Origin of the sequence: Paraburkholderia sp. WC7.3g, from assembly GCF_050436345.1 — a bacterium.
Lineage (GTDB): Bacteria > Pseudomonadota > Gammaproteobacteria > Burkholderiales > Burkholderiaceae > Paraburkholderia > Paraburkholderia podalyriae.
The window spans coordinates 1,290,079-1,307,947 of record NZ_JBNDMA010000001.1 but is presented as its reverse complement, the minus strand read 5'-3'; the positions used below and the strand labels follow the sequence as shown (position 1 = coordinate 1,307,947).

The following is a 17,869-nucleotide window of genomic DNA, read 5'->3' as shown; positions in this document are numbered from 1 at the left end:
ATTCGCAATTCGCCATCACGCGGGGATCTCCAGCCCGCAGCTCCCATTTGGGTCCCGAATTTCCTCACCTCAACGCAAAAAACACCGTCCTAAGCCTCCCGAAAAGCCTCACCTTTGACGGAATCGCCGGCCAAATCAGCTTTCTGAACCGGTCCATTACCCGCCTCCCGAATCCCCTCACCTTTCCCGCCGCCAGCGGTTCGAGCCGGCCCCTCTTTCATGCAATCGATGCGTCGCGACCCACGTGCGCTCCCGTAAAATCTCACCTCAGCGCTGTGAATGCTCAAAAAAAAGGCAAAATTCGCCCACACACCCGTAACATCTCACCCTCGTTTCACGTTTTCTCCCGTGGCGGCTCACCAAAGCAGTTAACCGCACCAAAACGCCCCCAAAAAACCACGCTCGCGAGCCTCCTGAAAGCGCTCACCTTGGTGCCGGCCATACCGGGCAAGGACTTTCGAGCGCTGTCGTGCGCTTCGCGGCTTTGAAGTCCCGCAAAACCTCACCTTTGCCCAAACGCTGTGTATACAGCGTTTCCTGAACCCACTCACGTTCCGTCCCGGACCCGCTCACCGAGCCCCCCGAACCCCATCACTCGAGTTTCCCGCAGACTCTCACCCAGTCTCCCGTAAGGCTTCACCTTGTCGGGCCGAAAGCCGTGCCAGGCATAGGTTTGCCGAAGCGTTAACGTTTTTAACTAGGGTTCAAAGGTGTTTACTTTTATTACTCTCAAGCCTTTTCACCCCGCGAGCCCCGTGAACACGGGTCCTAAACACCCGCAGCCATTGTTGATCACGCGTGAAACAGTGCGCGATCGTCCACATGTCGAGCAAAGCGCTTCTAATACAATGGCTTATTAGCTATTCTTCGTTTTGTTTCACGGAAAGAACCAGGCCACGGACGTTTATTGCCGCCATTTGCCGGTTAAAGCTCGTGTGTATACGCCAATCCGTGCGCCACCGATAAATCGGTAGCAAATACTACGTAAATTGTTATGATCCCTCCAATTCGAGCCACATCGAGGTAGATATGAATCTGGATCAGGAGCGGCAAGCCATTCGCGAAGAGCTTGAATCCATGCGCGCGCAAGGCGTGCGCCGGCAGGAACTATCGCTGCATGCATGCAAGCGGCTTTTTTTCGATCTCGGCATCCGGCCGTCGATGGCGGCCGTGCGCGATCTCACGCAGACCGGCAGCGCGAGCGACATCCCGAAAGACATCGATCATTTCTGGGAACGTATCCGTAGCGTGTCGCGGATTAAAGTCGGAGCAGGCGCGATTCCGAAGGCACTCGAGGATCGCGCCGGGGAACTGTTGGGCGCGCTATTCGAAGAAGCGCTCGTGCAAGCCAAAGCGGCGCTCGATGTCGAGCGTGCAGAGATCCGTGCGCAGATCAGCGCCGCCGATCTGCGCGTACGCGACGCGGAAACCCGCCGCGATGCGGCCGACGACACCATCAGGCGCAGCGAAGCGCGCGCCGAAGCCGCCTGGGAGCGGGTTCGCACACTTGAAACCCAGCTATCGAGCGCAACGACGCACGGCAACGTGCATCTCGAAGGCATGCAGGCAACCGTGCGCCGGCTCGACCAGGAAAATGATGCGCTGCGGCAACGGCTCGAAAACGAACAGACCACCAATGCTGCGTTACGCGATCGGATCGACGCGTTGCACGTCGAATTGCGGCAAAGCACCGAACACTATGCGCAGCAGATCAAGGATGCGGTCGCTGAAGCGGAGCGGCGCGTCAAGCCCATGCTGGTTGAACTCGATTCGCTACGCAGCATGGCAGCGACCTATCAGTCCGGCGTGCGCGATACGAGCCGCAAGGAATTCGAGTTCATCCAGCAGATTGCCGCCGCCAAGGCGCGCGGGGACCGGCTCGACGCGCAGTTGCGCGAGCAGTCGGACGAAGTCGATGCGCTGACGAAGGAAGTCGCCACGCTGCGTGCCCAGCAGGGTATCGATCCGGCCATTGCCGTGCTGCTGTGCTCGCTGGTTAGTGACGGACGGCTCACGAGCGACGAATTGGGGATGATCGGCACTGCGGCTGATGGCCACGTAACGCTGCCCGCGCGCTGCCCGAGATGTCAGGAAGGTGAGCCGGAGCTGTCGCAGGTCGATCACCGTTTCGAACTGGTGTGCCCGGAATGCGAGCACTCTTCCGGCTTCGGCGAATCGAGGCTCGCGGCTGTGAACCAGTTCCTGTCAAACGATGCATCCACCGCGGCGTCGTCCCGCACCGCCGACACGATGCGCTAACGACAGGCGGCCAACCGAACAGAAAAAACCTCAAAGGTGAGGAAATTCGGGACCTCAAAGGTGAGGCTCATCAGCGCTCACCGGCTTCCGTTTTCCTCGTCAAACGCCCGTCGCGTCGGGGCTCGGCCAATGGCGCAGCCGCCGGATCCGGGTCGTTTATAGCTGGCGAATCGTGTTGATCAATCCACGTTTGCCACGCGCGATATAGCCGGTTCGAGGACACTGCCTGCACGAAGCCGAGCCATTGGCCGACCTGTTCGGCTTCCACTCCGCTCTCGAAAAGATCCGCGGCAAACGTGTTGCGCAAGGTCTGCGGACTCGCGCGCGATTGGCGCGATGCCGCAATCCCCGCTGCATCGACGAGCGCGTCCACCGCACGTAGCATCGTCGCCTTGTGCATCGGACGGCCGGACGGCGACGCGGGAAATACCAGATTGCCGGCCAGCTCCGTCTGCCGACGTTCGGCGAGCCAGGCGTCGAGAATCGCCGTGGCGAACGGCGCGAGCCGCGTGCGCCGTGTCAGCATCGGATTCGCGGACTCGATCGTGACCCACGGCGAGCCCTCTCTAGCGCAACTAACCGTAAGCGCTCCCGCTTCACCCGTCTTCAGTCCGCCACCCAGAAACACGGCGATCAACGCGCGATCGCGTCGCTCTCTCCAGCGCTGCGCGGTCGATAACGCCGGCAATGGCGCGAACAACCGCGCGATCAACGCGGTGCGTTCCGCATGGGTGAGAAAACCGGTGGGCTCATTGTCGCGCGCATTGCGCCACGCGGCTTCCCCATCCTGAGCAATGAAACGAGCCGGGTTGGTCGACGCCGATTCGATCTCGCGTACGTGATCGAGCACGCGCTCGATGAGCCGTAAATAACGGATCCGTTGCGTTCTGCGAATCTCGAGGCTGGCGACGAATTCGGCGATCGCGGGCGTGTCGACCGTCGTAAGGCTTTGTTGCCGCGCGCCAAGCCAGTCCAGAAACTGGCCCCACTGCGCCTGATAGACCAACGCGGAAGAGCGGCGGAAATGCTGCTTCGCGAGCCACGCATCGAATGCGACCTGCGGGTCGCGACGCCAGTCTTCGCGTTGCTGGTCGAACAGATCGATAGCAGGGGCGGGACGTGGAACGAGGTCGGAGAGATGAGGTGGTGACATGAGCATTCCTTCTGTTAGTTGCACCGCTCGTTCCGCGTAGTGCAGGCGCTGACCGCTGGTAAGCCGAGCTCAACGAACGGATCAGAATCCGATCCATCCGCACGTGATGCCGTCATCAGCCGCCCCAAGCCCGGGCGCGCTTTAAAGGCGCATCGACCATCAGTGGCAACGCCGCCCGGCGCGCCGCTTCCTCGTACGCATTGACGGCAAACGCGAAAACGGCCGGCAGCGCATTGGACGCCCCGAAATCCACGCCGTCATCGGTTTCGGGATACGGCAGATCGGACGGGCGCTGGAACAGCCCGAGCATCAGCGCGTCGTGCCGGCTTGCAAAGCCGAGATCGGCCAGCGCCTCGGCTTCGATGGCATGTAGCAGACGCCACGTGAGCGGCACCTGTTGGACGATATACCGCGCGGCGATGCTGCGCACGATATGTTCGAGATCGCGCGCGGCGGTCTGGTAGCGCAGCGCGGCGAGCGTTTGATCGGTAGGGTCGGCTTTCAGGTTGTTCATTCTCGGCTCCAATCGACACCCGATACTGTACAAACATACAGTATCGGGCGCAACCTGGCCGAACGGCCTATGCGCGGCGAAGCTCGCACCCACAGCGCGCCGAAATCCCATCAGCCGGCGCGCTAGCCGTGAATCACGATCAGCAGCGCTTTCGCTTCGCTCTTGCCGACGTTGCGGATCGCGTGCGGTTCGTCCGCGACGTAGCGCGCGGTGTCCGCGACCTTGAGCCGCCTGGTCGCGCCGGCCGCCTCGATTTCGATCGAGCCGTGCAACACGGTCAGATGCTCGCGCGTGCCGGGCTCGTGCGCGTTCGACACCAGCGCCCCGCCCGGCTGAAGCGTCAACTCGTACCACTCGAACTTGCCGGCCAACTCGATCGGGCCCCACACACGTAACTGGTATTTCGCGTCATGACCGCTTAGCGTAGGGATATCGTGCGGACCGGAAACGGCGATTGCTTCAGGTGCCTTCGGCGGCGCAAACAGCGAATCGAGGCTCACGCCGAGCGCGTTGGTCAGCCGCCACGCGACCGCGATCGTCGGATTGGCCTTGTCGCGCTCGATTTCCGACAACGTCGATTTGGACACCCCGGCCGCGCGCGACAGATCGTCGAGCGTCATGCGCCGTTCGGCGCGCAGCCGCTGAATCTGCTCGCCGACGCGCGGCGGCGCCGGACTCGCCGTGGTCAACGGTGCTGCCGCGGTAGCGGAGGTGACCACCGCTTTGGCCGCCGTGCGGCGTGTACCCGAACTTGCCATTTCCTGACCCATCGTTTAGAGTTGTTCGATATACCGGATTTTAGTTCGAAAAAACGAAAATATCCGATAAAGCTGATAGTCGACTATAACAGGCCGCTTTTCCCGCGCCCATCCGAACGCGGGCGCCATGACCCTCAGGAGTGCCGTTCATGCGTGACCAATACCTTGCCCATCTGCGCGGTACCCTCGAACAGATTCGCGCCGACGGTTTCTACAAGAGCGAGCGCGTGATCGCGAGTCCGCAGTCGGCCGACGTGCGGCTTGCCGATGGCAGCGATGTGCTGAACTTCTGCGCGAACAACTATCTCGGCCTCGCCAACGACGCGCGGCTGATCGAAGCCGCCAGGCAAGGCCTCGACAGCGACGGCTTCGGCATGGCGTCGGTGCGTTTCATCTGCGGCACGCAAACCGTGCACAAGCAACTCGAAGCGGCGCTCGCCGCGTTCCTGCAAACCGACGACTGCATTCTGTACTCGAGCTGCTTCGACGCGAACGGCGGACTGTTCGAAACGCTGCTCGACGAAAACGACGCGATCATCAGCGACGAGCTCAATCATGCGAGCATCATCGACGGTGTGCGGCTGTCGAAGGCGAAGCGCTTTCGCTACAGGAACAACGACCTCGCCGATCTCGAAGCGCGTCTGCAGGAAGCCGATGCGGCTGGCGCGCGCTTCAAACTGATCGCGACCGACGGCGTGTTCTCGATGGACGGCATCATCGCGAACCTCGCCGGCATCTGCGATCTGGCCGACAGGTACGGCGCGTTGGTGATGGTCGACGACTCGCATGCGGTCGGCTTCATCGGCGAACACGGCCGCGGCACGCCCGAGCATTGCGGAGTGATGGCGCGCGTCGACATCATTACCGGCACGCTCGGCAAGGCGCTCGGCGGCGCATCGGGCGGCTACGTCGCGGCGCGCAACGAGATCGTCGAGCTGTTGCGGCAGCGCTCGCGTCCGTATCTGTTCTCGAACACGCTGACGCCGAGCATTGCCGCGGCGTCGTTGAAGGTACTGGAATTGCTCGCTAGCGATGAAGGCGCGCAGTTGCGCGCGCGCGTGCGTGAAAACGGCGCGCACTTTCGCCGCGCGATGAGCGCGCTCGGCTTCACGCTCGTGCCGGGCGAACATCCGATCATTCCGGTGATGCTCGGCGACGCGCAACTCGCGGGACAGATGGCCGATGCGCTGCTGAAACAGGGCGTCTACGTGATCGGTTTTTCGTTTCCGGTCGTGCCGCGCGGCCGAGCGCGCATCCGCACGCAAATGAGCGCCGCGCACACGCCCGAACAGATCGATCGCGCGGTCGAGGCGTTCGCGCGGGTCGGCCGCGAGCTCGGCGTGATCCCGGCATAGTCCCGCGTGATTGAAACGGAGAAGCAGATGAAAGCATTGGCAAAACTCGAACGCGGACCGGGCCTCACACTGACCGACGTGAAGAAGCCCGAAGTCGGTCACAACGACGTGATGATCCGTATTAAGCGCACCGCGATTTGCGGCACCGACATTCATATCTGGAAGTGGGACGACTGGGCGCAAAAGACGATTCCGGTGCCGATGCACGTCGGCCATGAATACGTCGGCGAAATCGTCGAGATGGGGCAGGAAGTGCGCGGCTTTGCGATTGGCGATCGGGTGTCGGGCGAAGGCCACATCACCTGCGGCTTCTGCCGCAACTGCCGCGCGGGCCGCCGGCATCTGTGCCGCAACACGGTAGGCGTCGGCGTGAATCGCGAGGGCGCGTTCGCCGAATACCTGGTGATTCCGGCCTTCAACGCGTTCAAGATTCCGCCCGAAATCTCCGACGACCTCGCCGCGATCTTCGATCCGTTCGGCAACGCGACGCATACGGCGCTGTCGTTCAACCTCGTCGGCGAGGACGTGCTGATTACCGGCGCGGGGCCGATCGGCATCATGGCGGTCGCGATCGCGAAGCACGTCGGCGCGCGCAACGTCGTGATCACCGACGTCAACGACTATCGCCTCGAACTTGCGCGCAGGATGGGCGCGACGCGCGCCGTGAACGTGTCGCGCGAATCGTTGCGCGACGTGATGCACGACCTGCACATGGCCGAGGGCTTCGACGTCGGCCTTGAAATGTCGGGCGTGCCGAGCGCGTTTACGGGCATGCTCGAAGCGATGAACCACGGCGGCAAGATCGCATTGCTCGGCATTCCGCCCGCGCAAACCGCGATCGACTGGACCCAGGTGATTTTTAAAGGCCTTGAAATCAAGGGCATTTATGGGCGCGAGATGTTCGAGACCTGGTACAAGATGGTCGCGATGCTGCAAAGCGGGCTCGATCTGTCGCCGATCCTCACGCACCATTTCAAGGTCGACGATTATCAGCAGGCTTTCGCGACGATGCTCTCCGGCGAGAGCGGCAAGGTGATTCTCGACTGGACCGCTGCCTGAGCGAGGACGGCGTAGTTCGATGTGCCGACGCCCGCATCGCGCTTACGCGCCTGCGGGCGTTTTCACGAACTCGGCCTGGATGCGCACGTGAACATCGTCGCCGACGGCGGGATACCAGGTAGCGAGACCGAACTTCGCGCGGCTGAAATGACCGTCCGCGGAAAAGCCGAGCGTGTCTTTCTTCGTCAGCGGATCGGGCGCAAAGCCGTTGAAGGTTACGTCGAGCGTGACCGGCTGCGTGACGTCGCGGATCGTCAGGTCGCCGCTCAGCGTGCCGCGCGCTTCGCCGGTGCGCTCGAAACGCGTGCTCGCGAAGCGGATCTGCGGATAGCGCGCGACGTCGAGCATGCTGTCGCCTTTCACCATCTTGTCGAGCAGCGGCACGTTCGTGTCGATGCTCGCGGCGTCGATCACGACCGACGCCGTACTGCGCTCAAGGCCGCCGTCGTTCCAGTCGAGCTGCCCCTGCTTGCGATCGAAACGCATCGTGAAGCGCGTGTATTTGAAGTGATCGATATCGAACGTGATGCTCGTATGGTCCGGATCGATCTCGTAGCGCCCAGGCGGCACGCGCGCTTCGTTCTGACTGACCGAATGCGTGAGCACCTGGATCGGCGTGCAGGCCATCGCGCTTAACAGCGTTGCGCCGAGCAGCGCGCGTATCCACGTGGTGCGAACGGAGGATAGGTTCATCGAAGCGATTCCGGTTGAGCGGTGGACCAGCGATTCCCACCAAGATAGCAGCAAGCGTATTCAGCGCGCGGAAGCTCGAAGAAAAACTTGACGAAGGAGAATGATCGTTCTACCTTTCGTCGATGACACGCGAGACCACCCCGACCGATCCGAACGACCCGGCCCAGCCCGGCACTGCGCGCGAGCGGCTGCTCGATGCCGCCGAGGCGCTCATTTACGCCGGCGGCATCCATGCAACCGGCGTCGATGCAATCGTGCGGCAGTCCGGCACCGCGCGCAAAAGCTTCTACACGCATTTCGAATCGAAAGACGCGCTGGTCGCAGCCGCGCTCGAACGGCGCGACGAGCGCTGGATGAACTGGTTTATCGCTGGCACGCAACGACGCGGCAACAGCGCGCGCAAACGCCTGCTCGGCATGTTCGACGTGCTGCGCGACTGGTTCGCATCGGCGGATTTTCATGGCTGCGCGTTTCTGAGCGCGGCCGGTGAAATCGAATCCGCCGACGATCCGATCCGCGTCGTCGCGCGCAAACACAAGGCCCGGCTGCTCGATTTCGTGCGCGCCGAATGCGATGCGTTTGTGGCGGAAGCGCAAATCGATGCGCGTCGCGCGGCGCCGCTCGCGCGGCAATGGCTCGTGCTGCTCGACGGCGCGATCGCGGTGGCGCTCGTGAGCGGCGAAGCCGATGCGGCGCTCGACGCGCGGACGGTAGGCAAAACCTTGCTCGATGCGGCAGCGAGACCCGCCGCCACCAAACGGCCGCCATCCCGGCGCACCACGACCTGACTGAGGAGCCGTCATGACCGATACGATCGAAACCCGTCCGCCGCTGCCGCCGTTTACGTGCGACACCGCGATCCAGAAAGTGCGCGCCGCGGAAGACGCATGGAACACGCGCGAACCCGAGCGCGTTTCGCTCGCCTATACGACGGATAGCGTGTGGCGCAATCGCGCCGAATTCGTGCATGGCCGCGCGCAGATCGTCGGCTTTTTGCGCCGCAAGTGGGCGAAGGAGCTCGACTATCGGCTGATCAAGGAGCTGTGGGCGTTTACCGACAACCGCATCGCGGTGCGCTTCGCATACGAATGGCACGACGATTCGAACAACTGGTTCCGCTCGTACGGCAACGAGAACTGGGAGTTCAACGAGCATGGTCTGATGGCGCGTCGCCACGCGAGCATCAACGATCTGCCGATCCGTGAAGCCGACCGCTTGTATCGCTGGCCGCTCGGCCGGCGGCCCGACGATCATCCCAGCCTGTCCGATCTCGGTCTGTAGACGTTGCTGCCACGTTCATCGCCGACGGCGCGCTCGATGCGCGCCGCGAACTTCTTCACCGCTTGTTCATCACGTCGCCATAGGTTCTCCGTTATCGTGGCGGTTCCGGCTGCGGGGGCCCGTCGCCTGCCCGGTCGGCCGAGCCAGTCCTCAACAGCGACCGCGCGGCTTCAGGTACAGTGCGCGACGGGCGGCACGCGAATCACCAGAACACCATGACACCGGCGCTCGACCGGTGACGGAGAAGAAATGCACTTCAGGCAGATGAACAGGAACATCCGACGCGCCTCGGTGGCGCTTTTCGCAAGCTTCGCGGCGGTCTCCGCGGCGCACGCGGGCAACTGGTGTGACGGCGGTGTATGGGTTGACGCGATGCTCGGCTCGTATCACATCAATCCCGATCCGGATACGCACTTCGAGCAGTTCAATCCTGGGCTTGGCGTCGAGTGCTGGCTGAACAACCAGTGGGCGCTGACGGCCGGCGGCTTTCGCAACTCGCTGCGTCGGCCGTCCTACTACGGTGGCGGCATATGGGCGCCGGAGTTCGCGCATTGGGGCATCGTGCGGATCGCGGCGATCGGCGGGATCATCTCCGGCTACAACTACGGCAACTGGGGCCTTGGGAGCAATCACACGATCGGGCCCGTGGTCGCGCCGATCGTGATGGTTGACTACAAGCGCGTCGGCGCGAACTTCATCATCATTCCGCCGATCCCATCGGATCACCTGCCCTTTACGATCGGTTTTCAGCTGAAGGTAAAGTTCTGACAGAGTTGTCAGCAATGAGGGCGATCGCCCTCAGGTGAGGTTTTTCGGGAGCCGACGGCTCCCGCTTCGCCAGCATCGACCGATTGTCGTGGGCGCGAGGCCTCGTATGCGAGGCTGATCTCCTGGAACTCCTCACTGTTGCGTGCCAGCGTCATTCGCTCGACTCCTGGAAATCCTCACCATCTGGAAGTCCTCACCTCAACGGTCGCGCTTCGGTTTCCAGCCCCCCATTTCGTCCCGCGCGCCGCTCCCGTAAATCCTCACCCTAGCACCACCTCCTGGAACTCCTCACCATTGGCGCGTCGCGCGAGCCGGGCGTCGCCCATGCACGCCATTCATATCGACCATTTTTGGCTCGAATTTGACCGCGTTTATCGCCGCTCATATCGTGCAGTCATGTCGTCCGGATGTGATTCGCCCCGCTGCGCAAGCCATCGTCATGCGGGAACTTAATCTTCGTTCTCCCTGAGCCATGAACTCTGACGCCATGAATTCCGATCTGAGCGCTCCGCCCGGATCACGCCGATCCGCCGCCGTGGCGGGCGGCGTACGACGCGCGGTCACGACCGCCGTGCTCGGTCAAATCCTCGAATGGTATGACTTCTTTCTGTACGGAACGGCCGCGGCGCTCGTATTCGGCAAGCTGTTCTTCCCCGTCGGCAGCGATCCGCTCACCGGCACCATCGCTGCGTTCGGCGGCTTCACGGTCGGCTTCATCGCGCGGCCGATCGGCGGTGTGCTGTGCGGACATCTCGGTGACCGCTACGGACGCAAGCTGGTGACGATGCTGACGCTGTTCGCGATGGGCACGGCCACGATGTTGATGGGCGTGCTGCCTACCTATCAGCAGATCGGCCTCGCCGCGCCGGCGCTGCTCGTGTGTCTGCGCATCGTGCAGGGGCTTGCCGCGGGCGGCGAATGGAGCGGCAGCATCCTGCTCATTCACGAGAACGCGCCGCAATCGAAGCGCGGCGCGCTTGCCGCATGGAGCCCGTGCGGGGCGGCGCTCGGCTTCGTGCTGTCGACCGGCGCGTTTCTGGTGGTGCAGAACCTGTCGTCTTCTGATTTCCTGAGTTGGGGCTGGCGCATTCCGTTCCTCTGCAGCGCCGCTCTCGTCGCACTCGGCTTGTGGATGCGCCGCTCGGTGGGCGAAAGTGCCGCGTTCGCTCGAGCGAAGGCAGCGCGTCACGAGAGCCGCATGCCGGTGATCGAAGCATTGCGGCAATGTCCTCGCGAAGTGCTGACGATCTTCGGTCTGCGCTTCGGCGAAGGCGGTGCGTCGTACATCTTCTTCGCGTTCTCGATCGCATATGGCCAGTTCCTCGGCGTGAAGTCGAGCTGGATCCTCGGCGGCCTGACTCTTTCGATGCTGCTGATGATTCCGTTCTCGCTGTTCTTCGGCTACCTGACCGACAGGGTTGGACGCAAGCCCGTGTATCTCGCGGGCGCGATCGCGACGATGCTGGTCGCGGGGCCGTACTTTGCGCTGCTCGGCTCCGGCGAATACTGGAAAGTGATCACGGCCCTCGTGCTGGCGAACAGCGTCACGCTGGGCATCCTCGAAGGCGCGCAGCCCGCGTTCATCAGCGAACTGTTGCCGGTGCATCTGCGCTTCTCGGGGCTCGGCATCGGGCGCGAAATCGCCTCGGTGCTCGGCGGCGGCCTGTCGCCGATGATCGCCACGGCGCTGCTCATGCACTATCGCAGCGCGACGCCGGTCGCTCTGTATCTCGGCGCGCTCGGCCTGATCACCGTGATCGCCACACTGCTCGCCCGGGAGACCTATCCGAAAGCGATGCGCATCAAAGCGTGTCAGGAAGCCGAATGACATCGTTCACATCATTGGATCAGGAGGTAACGCGCATGCACGCCGTTCATACCGCCCGCGCCCGCGCTTGCACCGCCGACGCACGCATCATCGATACGCAGGACGACTACCCCGAATACACGGGCCCGTTGTCGCTCGATGAACTCATCATCGAAGTCGAGCGTCGCCGCGACGAGTTCGATGCGGTTTCACACGTCCCGCGCGACATGATCGCGAAGATGAAGCGCGCGGGCATTTTCCGCGCGAGCACGCCGAAACGCTTCGGCGGCGACGCGCTGCCGCCACCGCAGTTTCTGGCGATGCTCGAGCGCATCGCGATCGTCGATGGTTCGACCGCATGGGTCGCGGCCTTTGGCTCCGCGAACACGTACCTTGCGTCGCTGCCGGTCGAGACCCAGGCTCGTCTCTACGCGTCCGGTCCGGACCAGGTTTTCGCGGGCGGCTTGTATCCGCTACAACCGGCCGAGCGCGCGCCCGGCGGCTACCTCGTGTCGGGTCAATGGCGCTTCGCGAGCGGCTGCAAGGGCGCGGACTGGATCGGCGTCGGTATCGGCGGCGCACCCGGCAAGCTCGGCGACGCGAACGCGGGCAAGCCGTTCACGGCCGTATTTCCCGCAAGCGAAGTCGAGATCGTCGATAACTGGAACGTGGTCGGCATGCAGGGCACCGGTAGCCACGATCTGCGCTTGAAAAACAAGTTCGTCGACGAACAGTGGACCTTCGTGCGCGGCGGTGTGCCGCTGATCGACGAGCCGCTCTACCGGTACCCCGCTGTCGCGTATCAGGCGCAAGTGCATGCGGCGGTCAACCTCGGGCTCGCGCGCGCGGCGCTCGACCTGCTGGCCGGCATGTCGGGCGTGACTAAAACGACGACCGGCGCGCCGCGTCTTGCCGACCGCGCGTACTATCGCTCGGACCTCGCGCAGGCCGAAGCGAATCTGCGCAGCGCGCGCGCGTTCTTCTTCGAGTCGGCGCAAACGTCGTGGCGCACGATCATGGCGGGCGACCCCGTGTCGCCCAGCGAAGCCAATCTGCTACGGCTCTCCGCCACGCATGCCGCGCACACGTGCGCCGAGGTGGTCATGCAGGCGTACAAGCTGGCGGGCATCGGTGCGATCTATCGCGAGAGCCGTATGCAGCGGATGGTGCGCGATTCGATCGTCGTCACGCAGCACGCGTTTCTCGGCGAGGGGACGTACGACGCGTCGGGCGCGCTGTTCGTCGGTATTGCGCCGGTCACACCCTATCCCTGAGCGACGAAGGAGCGACTGCCATGACGCACGACGAAACGCGCACGCACTTCCGCAACGCGATGGCTCGCCTCGGCGCGGCCGTCAACATCATCACGACCGATGGTCCGCGCGGGCGCTGCGGCATCACCGCGAGCGCGGTCTGTTCGGTGACCGATACGCCGCCGACCATGCTGGTGTGCATCAATCGATCGAGCTATGTGCATGACGTGCTGCACGAAAACGCGAACGTGTGCATCAACATCGTCGGCGCGAACTGCCAGGACCTGGCGCGCGTGTTCGCGGGCATCACGGGTTGCTCGATGGACGCGCGTTTCGATCAGTGCGCATGGCAGCCGGGCGCGCTCGGCATTCCCGTTCTTGGCGACGCGCTCGCGAGTCTCGAAGGACGGATCGTCGACAGCAAAACGGTGGGCTCGCACTCGGTGATGTTCGTGCGGATCGAGCGCATCGCCACACACGATGACGGCGACGGCCTCGTCTACTTCGGCAGGCAGTTCCACCGGCTTGCGCGTTCCGGGGATGCTGCTTGCGAGGCAGCGTGACGATGCAGGTCTGCCTCTTTCTCACCGCCACGTGCGGCACGTGCGACATGCGGCAGCCGCTGACGGACACGCCCGCATTGCTGCGGGCCGCCACGCAGGTCGCGGGGCTGCGCAAGCTGATCGTGCATGAGCCGATCGCGGGGGAGGTCGATGCGTGTCTCGCGCCGGCGGCGGATGCGCCGTCCTGCGTGCTGCAATGGTACTTCGACGAACTCGCGCCGCTCGAAACCGCACTCGAGCCCGACGGCACGATCGTGCAAGCGTTGCAGTCGACGATGCGAGCCGAACTTAAAGCGCAAACATTTTCGCAGCAGCTGATGGCCGTGCGTACCTTTGCTCCGCCGCATGCTGCGTCGGTTGAACCGAGCGCGCAACGCTGCACCTATCTGGTCGCGTACGAAGGCGTCGCGCAAGACTTCAACGCATGGCTCACGCACTATCTCGCGCATCATCCGCCGTTGATGCTGCAATTGCCCGCGCTGCGCGAGCTGGAGATCTACACGCGCATCGACAGTCGCAGCGGCTTGCCGTTCGCGCACGCGAGCGCGATGCAACGCAACAAGGTCGTGTTCGACGATGCGACCGCGCTCACCGATGCGCTCGGCTCGCCGGTGCGTGATGCGATGCGCCGCGACTTCCACGCGCTGCCGGCGTACAGCGGGGCGACGCCCCATTTTGCAATGCGCAGCATCTACGGTAACCTCGCGGCATGCTGACCAGCGCGTCGCGCGGCCAGCGACAAGCCTTCGTTTGCGAGAGCTGCGCATGAACAAGCTGAATCTCGGCGTCGCCGATCTGAATCTTCTGCGCGTTTTCCTCGCGATCTGGGACCTGCGCAGTCTGACGGCGGCCGGCGATCGGCTTGGCCTCACGCAACCCGCGGTCAGTCATGCGCTGCGCCGTCTGCGCACTCTGTTCGAAGACCCGCTGTTCGCGCGCACACCCAGCGGCATGGTCCCCACCGATGCGGCGTACCGCCTCTATCCGCCGCTCGCGCAAGCGTTCGCGATCATCAACGAAGCCGTGCAGCAGCTGGCGAAGTTCGAACCGTCGAGCGCTCGGCGCGTGTTTCGCGTGTCGATGTCGGACATGTCGGAGTTCTATTTCTTGCCGCCGCTCGCCGCGCTGCTCGATCGCGAAGCGCGCGGCATCCGCATCGAGGTCACCAACGTGCCGGTCGAGTCTGTCAGCGCGGCGATGCGCGCTGGCGAAATCGATCTCGCGCTCGGCTACGTGCCGGGTCTCGACGCGGGCTGCGTGAGCCAGACGCTGTTCGTCGACGAGCACGTGTGCGTGGTGCGCGCGGGTCATCCGTTGCGCAAGACCAAGCCGAGCCGCGAAGATCTGACCGCGCTGCGCTACGTCTACGCGAGCACGAATGCGACCGGGCATCGGATGGTAGAGCAATGGCTCGACGAGTTGAACCTGAAGCGCGATGTCGTGCTGCGGCTGCCGCATTTCGTCGTCGCTCCCGAGATCGTGACGAATACCGATCTTGCCGTGATCTTTCCGAAGAGCATCGCGAAGCGCTTCAACCGCGGCAAGGCTTTCCGGATTCTGCCGCTGCCGTTTTCGCTGCCGCCGATCGAAATCCAGGTGCATTCGCACACGCAGTTCGCGGCGGACCCCGGCATCGCGTGGCTGCGCGAGACCATCCATGCGATGTTTCATCAGCCGGCAGGCTGAGCTTGCCCCCAGGTGCCCGACCACGCCGGGCATATTAGCTGCACTGATACCCGCCCTGCTTTTCGGCTAATTTGACGCGGCTATCTGTCGCCTCGACACTGCATATCGTGCGAAGCCTGTTTGACAGGCCGCAATCCCCTCAATTCAGAAGCGAGCTGACATGTCCTCCGTTCAATCCCCGATCGCGGCCGCGCGCGCCACGGCAGAGTCGGATCGCGCACTCAGGAAAATCATCATTGCGTCGGTGGCCGGCAACGCGATGGAGTGGTACGACTTTTTCGTGTACGGCACCGCGGCTGCGCTCGTGCTCGGGCAACTGTTCTTTCCCGCGCACGCGGACCCGTTGATCGGCACGATCGGGGCGTTTGCCGCGTTTGCGATCGGCTTCGTCGCGCGTCCGCTGGGCGGCATCGTGTTCGGGCATATCGGCGACCGCTATGGACGCCGCGCGTCGCTCGTCTGGACGCTGCTGATCATGGGCTTTGCGACCTTCGGCATCGGGCTGTTGCCGACCTATGAGCACGTCGGTCTGGCCGCCCCCGCGGCGCTCGCCGGATTGCGCTTGCTGCAAGGCATCGCGTCGGGCGGCGAATGGGGCGGCGGCGTGCTGATGATCAGCGAAAATGCGCCGCCCGAAAAGCGCGGTTATTTCGCGGCGTGGAGTCAACTCGGCGTGGGCGGTGGCTTCGTGCTGTCGGCGGGCGCGTTCCTCGCGGCGCAAGCGTTGCCGCACGATCAGTTCATTGCGTGGGGATGGCGTCTGCCGTTTCTCGCGAGCATTCTGATTTTTGCGCTCGGCGTGTACATTCGCCACAACCTGCCGGAGAGCCGCGACTTCGAGAATGCGGAAAAAGCCGGCAAGACCACGCACATGCCGGTGCTCGAAGCGATCAAGCGTCATCCGAAAGAGATCCTGATGGCGATGGGTCTGCGGGTCGCCGAAAATGGCGGCGCTTATATCTTTCTCGCGTTTTCGCTCGTGTACGGCAAGTTCGTCGGCATTTCGAATTCGGTGATGCTGACAGGCGTGATGCTCGCGATGGTCGTCGAAATGGGCGCGATGCTCGCGTGGGGCAAACTGTCGGATCGCATCGGGCGCAAGCCGGTGTATATGATCGGCGCGGTGTCGCTCGCGGTGATGGCGTTCCCGTTCTTCTGGCTGCTCAACGCGCAGTCCACGCCGCTGATCTGGCTCGCGCTCGTGCTGGGCACGGCCGTCTGCCACGGGGCGATGATCGGCACGCTGCCCGCACTCGTCGGCGAACTGTTCAGCACCGAGGTCCGTTATTCCGGCGTGGCGCTGGGTCACGAAGTCGCGTCGATCTTCGCGGGCGGCCTGTCGCCGCTGATCGCCACCGCGCTGCTCGCGCACTATCAGGCCTACTGGCCCGTGGCCGTGTTCCTGATCGTGCTCAGCCTGATCACTGTCGTGACGCTGAAGTTCACGCACGAAACGCGTCAGCAGTGATGCTTCGCCTGCCTGTCGTGGAAGCCTTCGAACGATTAGGGCGCGCGCGGATGGTTCGCCACGGACCGCGCAGTCTGAGCTAACGGAGTGCGGTAACATGGCGCTCCCACCCAGACGCGGTTCGCATGTCAGCGCATGAAAGTCGACACCACCACCGTTCGTCTGATCGTCGCGATGGTCGAGGAGGGCAGCATCTCGCGGGCGGCCAACCGGCTGGGGCTCGCCGTGGCGGCGGCATCGCGGCGCGTGACGGATCTCGAGGAGCAGCTCGGCACGAAGCTCTTCAGGCGCGTGCCACACGGTGTGGAAGTGACCGAATCCGGCAGCAAGTTGCTCGGCTATCTGCAGCAGGTCGACACACTGGTGGACCGGCTCGCAAGCGAGGCGCAGGCGCTCGTGAGCGGGTTCGATGGACGCATCGTCATCGGCGCGCCGAAAGCCGTGATCATTGAGTTTCTCGCCGCGGACATCGCCGCAATCCAGAATACCTATCCGGGCATCTCGCTGAAGGTCATCGAGGAGAACAGCCGCATCGTTCAGCAGATGCTGCGCGACAAGATGATCGACATCGGCATCTACGAAAGAAAGAGCGGCTTTCTCGACCTGCCGCAAATGCGCTACCGCGAGGACCAACTGGTGCTCGTGTATAGTCGCGCACATTTCGCCGTTGATCCACAGCCCGTTGCGCTCGACGCATTGCTCGAGCTCCCGCTCGTCAGCCTCGGCAAGGGCTCGGCGATCCTTGCCGCCGTGCAACGCGCGTTTCGCAGCCGCGGCCGCCGCTTCGATTGCGACTATCTGGTCAACGGATTCGACACGATGCTCGCCATCGTGCGCCATGGGCTCGGCGTCGGTCTGATGCCGCCCGACGTGCTGCTCAGCTTCCATCCCGAGGACGGCCTCGGCGTCGCCGAACTCGCGGGCGACTGGCATCAGCGTAGCTACGTGTTGTCTTGCGTGGAAGGACATGCGCAGGCGCAGACGCTGCGCCACATCGAGGCCGCGCTCATCGCCGGACGGCGCGTGGCCGGGCGCTGACGCGCGACGGCCACAGTGCCGCCGGTCGACACGCTCGACCGCCAGGCAAACCCCCTTCGTCTTTTGCGAAACCAGGTATGACCGTCGCGTTCTTGCGGTGGCACCCTCGCGTGCGCCACAGTTGACGCACGCTAACAGGTGCCGCAACGGCCGGCCGCGATTTGCGCTTCGCGCTTCGCGCGACAGCGGCCCGGCCGAAAAAACAGGAGACGAC

Annotated in this window: 17 protein-coding genes; 13 read left to right on the top strand and 4 right to left on the bottom strand. The window is 63.7% G+C overall.

The window, feature by feature from the left end:
* Positions 1–1,029: 1,029 nt before the first annotated feature.
* A complete protein-coding gene (locus OKW43_RS06050; RefSeq protein WP_187635421.1) occupies positions 1,030–2,259 on the top strand; it encodes a DNA-binding protein in 1,230 nt (409 codons plus the stop codon).
* Between the two features lie 70 nt (positions 2,260–2,329).
* Here OKW43_RS06050 and OKW43_RS06045 read toward each other — a convergent pair whose 3' ends face one another.
* The 3 genes from OKW43_RS06045 to OKW43_RS06035 form a co-directional block, all read right to left on the bottom strand.
* Complete coding sequence (locus tag OKW43_RS06045) at positions 2,330–3,412, bottom strand: tyrosine-type recombinase/integrase (RefSeq protein ID WP_429445855.1); 1,083 nt, start codon at positions 3,410–3,412, stop codon at positions 2,330–2,332.
* Positions 3,413–3,527: 115 nt separating this feature from the next.
* Positions 3,528–3,926, bottom strand: a complete 399-nt coding sequence (locus OKW43_RS06040) for a DUF2471 family protein (protein WP_429445853.1) — start codon at positions 3,924–3,926, stop codon at positions 3,528–3,530.
* 122 nt (positions 3,927–4,048) lie between these two features.
* Positions 4,049–4,696 (bottom strand): helix-turn-helix domain-containing protein, encoded by a 648-nt coding sequence (locus OKW43_RS06035; protein ID WP_429445851.1) that lies wholly within the window; start codon positions 4,694–4,696, stop codon positions 4,049–4,051.
* A gap of 137 nt (positions 4,697–4,833) precedes the next feature.
* On the opposite strand from OKW43_RS06035, the gene OKW43_RS06030 reads away from it, so the two are divergent.
* Both OKW43_RS06030 and tdh read left to right on the top strand, forming a co-directional pair.
* A complete protein-coding gene (locus OKW43_RS06030) occupies positions 4,834–6,039 on the top strand; it encodes a glycine C-acetyltransferase (RefSeq protein WP_429445849.1) in 1,206 nt (401 codons plus the stop codon).
* 27 nt (positions 6,040–6,066) lie between these two features.
* The gene (tdh, locus tag OKW43_RS06025) at positions 6,067–7,098 is read left to right on the top strand and encodes an L-threonine 3-dehydrogenase (RefSeq protein ID WP_187635426.1); all 1,032 of its coding nucleotides are present in this window, start codon (positions 6,067–6,069) and stop codon (positions 7,096–7,098) included.
* A 42-nt stretch (positions 7,099–7,140) separates the two neighbouring features.
* Here the strand turns inward: tdh and OKW43_RS06020 are convergent, their stop codons facing one another.
* On the bottom strand, positions 7,141–7,791 hold the full coding sequence (locus OKW43_RS06020) for a YceI family protein (RefSeq protein WP_187635427.1): 651 nt from the start codon (positions 7,789–7,791) through the stop codon (positions 7,141–7,143).
* Positions 7,792–7,913: 122 nt separating this feature from the next.
* Between OKW43_RS06020 and OKW43_RS06015 the strand changes: the two genes are divergently transcribed.
* From OKW43_RS06015 to OKW43_RS05970, 10 genes are all read left to right on the top strand, one after another.
* Complete coding sequence (locus OKW43_RS06015) at positions 7,914–8,579, top strand: TetR/AcrR family transcriptional regulator (RefSeq protein ID WP_429445846.1); 666 nt, start codon at positions 7,914–7,916, stop codon at positions 8,577–8,579.
* Between the two features lie 13 nt (positions 8,580–8,592).
* Complete coding sequence (locus OKW43_RS06010) at positions 8,593–9,072, top strand: DUF1348 family protein (RefSeq protein WP_429445844.1); 480 nt, start codon at positions 8,593–8,595, stop codon at positions 9,070–9,072.
* Between the two features lie 249 nt (positions 9,073–9,321).
* Complete coding sequence (locus tag OKW43_RS06005) at positions 9,322–9,840, top strand: hypothetical protein (RefSeq protein ID WP_187635430.1); 519 nt, start codon at positions 9,322–9,324, stop codon at positions 9,838–9,840.
* Positions 9,841–10,327: 487 nt separating this feature from the next.
* A complete protein-coding gene (locus OKW43_RS06000; protein ID WP_187635431.1) occupies positions 10,328–11,668 on the top strand; it encodes an MFS transporter in 1,341 nt (446 codons plus the stop codon).
* A 35-nt stretch (positions 11,669–11,703) separates the two neighbouring features.
* The gene (locus OKW43_RS05995; RefSeq protein WP_187635432.1) at positions 11,704–12,921 is read left to right on the top strand and encodes an acyl-CoA dehydrogenase family protein; all 1,218 of its coding nucleotides are present in this window, start codon (positions 11,704–11,706) and stop codon (positions 12,919–12,921) included.
* Between the two features lie 20 nt (positions 12,922–12,941).
* Positions 12,942–13,463: a 4-hydroxyphenylacetate 3-monooxygenase, reductase component gene (gene hpaC, locus OKW43_RS05990; protein WP_187635433.1), complete on the top strand. Its 522-nt coding sequence runs from the start codon at positions 12,942–12,944 to the stop codon at positions 13,461–13,463.
* Positions 13,464–13,465: 2 nt separating this feature from the next.
* Complete coding sequence (locus OKW43_RS05985; protein WP_187635504.1) at positions 13,466–14,179, top strand: ethyl tert-butyl ether degradation protein EthD; 714 nt, start codon at positions 13,466–13,468, stop codon at positions 14,177–14,179.
* Positions 14,180–14,228: 49 nt separating this feature from the next.
* Positions 14,229–15,149, top strand: a complete 921-nt coding sequence (locus OKW43_RS05980) for a LysR family transcriptional regulator (protein ID WP_187635434.1) — start codon at positions 14,229–14,231, stop codon at positions 15,147–15,149.
* A gap of 160 nt (positions 15,150–15,309) precedes the next feature.
* Positions 15,310–16,617, top strand: coding sequence for an MFS transporter (locus OKW43_RS05975; RefSeq protein ID WP_187635435.1), 1,308 nt, complete (start codon positions 15,310–15,312; stop codon positions 16,615–16,617).
* A gap of 135 nt (positions 16,618–16,752) precedes the next feature.
* Entirely contained in the window at positions 16,753–17,655 is a 903-nt protein-coding gene (locus OKW43_RS05970; RefSeq protein WP_187635436.1) for a LysR family transcriptional regulator, read from the top strand.
* The last annotated feature ends 214 nt before the right edge of the window (positions 17,656–17,869 follow it).

Coding starts and splice junctions, on each gene's coding strand:
- OKW43_RS06045 (WP_429445855.1), bottom strand. CDS start 3,412: ATGTCACCACCTCATCTCTCCGACCTCGTTCCACGTCCCGCCCCTGCT.
- OKW43_RS05970 (WP_187635436.1), top strand. CDS start 16,753: ATGAAAGTCGACACCACCACCGTTCGTCTGATCGTCGCGATGGTCGAG.
- hpaC (WP_187635433.1), top strand. CDS start 12,942: ATGACGCACGACGAAACGCGCACGCACTTCCGCAACGCGATGGCTCGC.
- OKW43_RS06030 (WP_429445849.1), top strand. CDS start 4,834: ATGCGTGACCAATACCTTGCCCATCTGCGCGGTACCCTCGAACAGATT.
- tdh (WP_187635426.1), top strand. CDS start 6,067: ATGAAAGCATTGGCAAAACTCGAACGCGGACCGGGCCTCACACTGACC.
- OKW43_RS06010 (WP_429445844.1), top strand. CDS start 8,593: ATGACCGATACGATCGAAACCCGTCCGCCGCTGCCGCCGTTTACGTGC.
- OKW43_RS05985 (WP_187635504.1), top strand. CDS start 13,466: ATGCAGGTCTGCCTCTTTCTCACCGCCACGTGCGGCACGTGCGACATG.
- OKW43_RS05995 (WP_187635432.1), top strand. CDS start 11,704: ATGCACGCCGTTCATACCGCCCGCGCCCGCGCTTGCACCGCCGACGCA.
- OKW43_RS06015 (WP_429445846.1), top strand. CDS start 7,914: ATGACACGCGAGACCACCCCGACCGATCCGAACGACCCGGCCCAGCCC.
- OKW43_RS05975 (WP_187635435.1), top strand. CDS start 15,310: ATGTCCTCCGTTCAATCCCCGATCGCGGCCGCGCGCGCCACGGCAGAG.
- OKW43_RS06000 (WP_187635431.1), top strand. CDS start 10,328: ATGAATTCCGATCTGAGCGCTCCGCCCGGATCACGCCGATCCGCCGCC.
- OKW43_RS06035 (WP_429445851.1), bottom strand. CDS start 4,696: ATGGGTCAGGAAATGGCAAGTTCGGGTACACGCCGCACGGCGGCCAAA.
- OKW43_RS06005 (WP_187635430.1), top strand. CDS start 9,322: ATGCACTTCAGGCAGATGAACAGGAACATCCGACGCGCCTCGGTGGCG.
- OKW43_RS05980 (WP_187635434.1), top strand. CDS start 14,229: ATGAACAAGCTGAATCTCGGCGTCGCCGATCTGAATCTTCTGCGCGTT.
- OKW43_RS06050 (WP_187635421.1), top strand. CDS start 1,030: ATGAATCTGGATCAGGAGCGGCAAGCCATTCGCGAAGAGCTTGAATCC.
- OKW43_RS06040 (WP_429445853.1), bottom strand. CDS start 3,926: ATGAACAACCTGAAAGCCGACCCTACCGATCAAACGCTCGCCGCGCTG.
- OKW43_RS06020 (WP_187635427.1), bottom strand. CDS start 7,791: ATGAACCTATCCTCCGTTCGCACCACGTGGATACGCGCGCTGCTCGGC.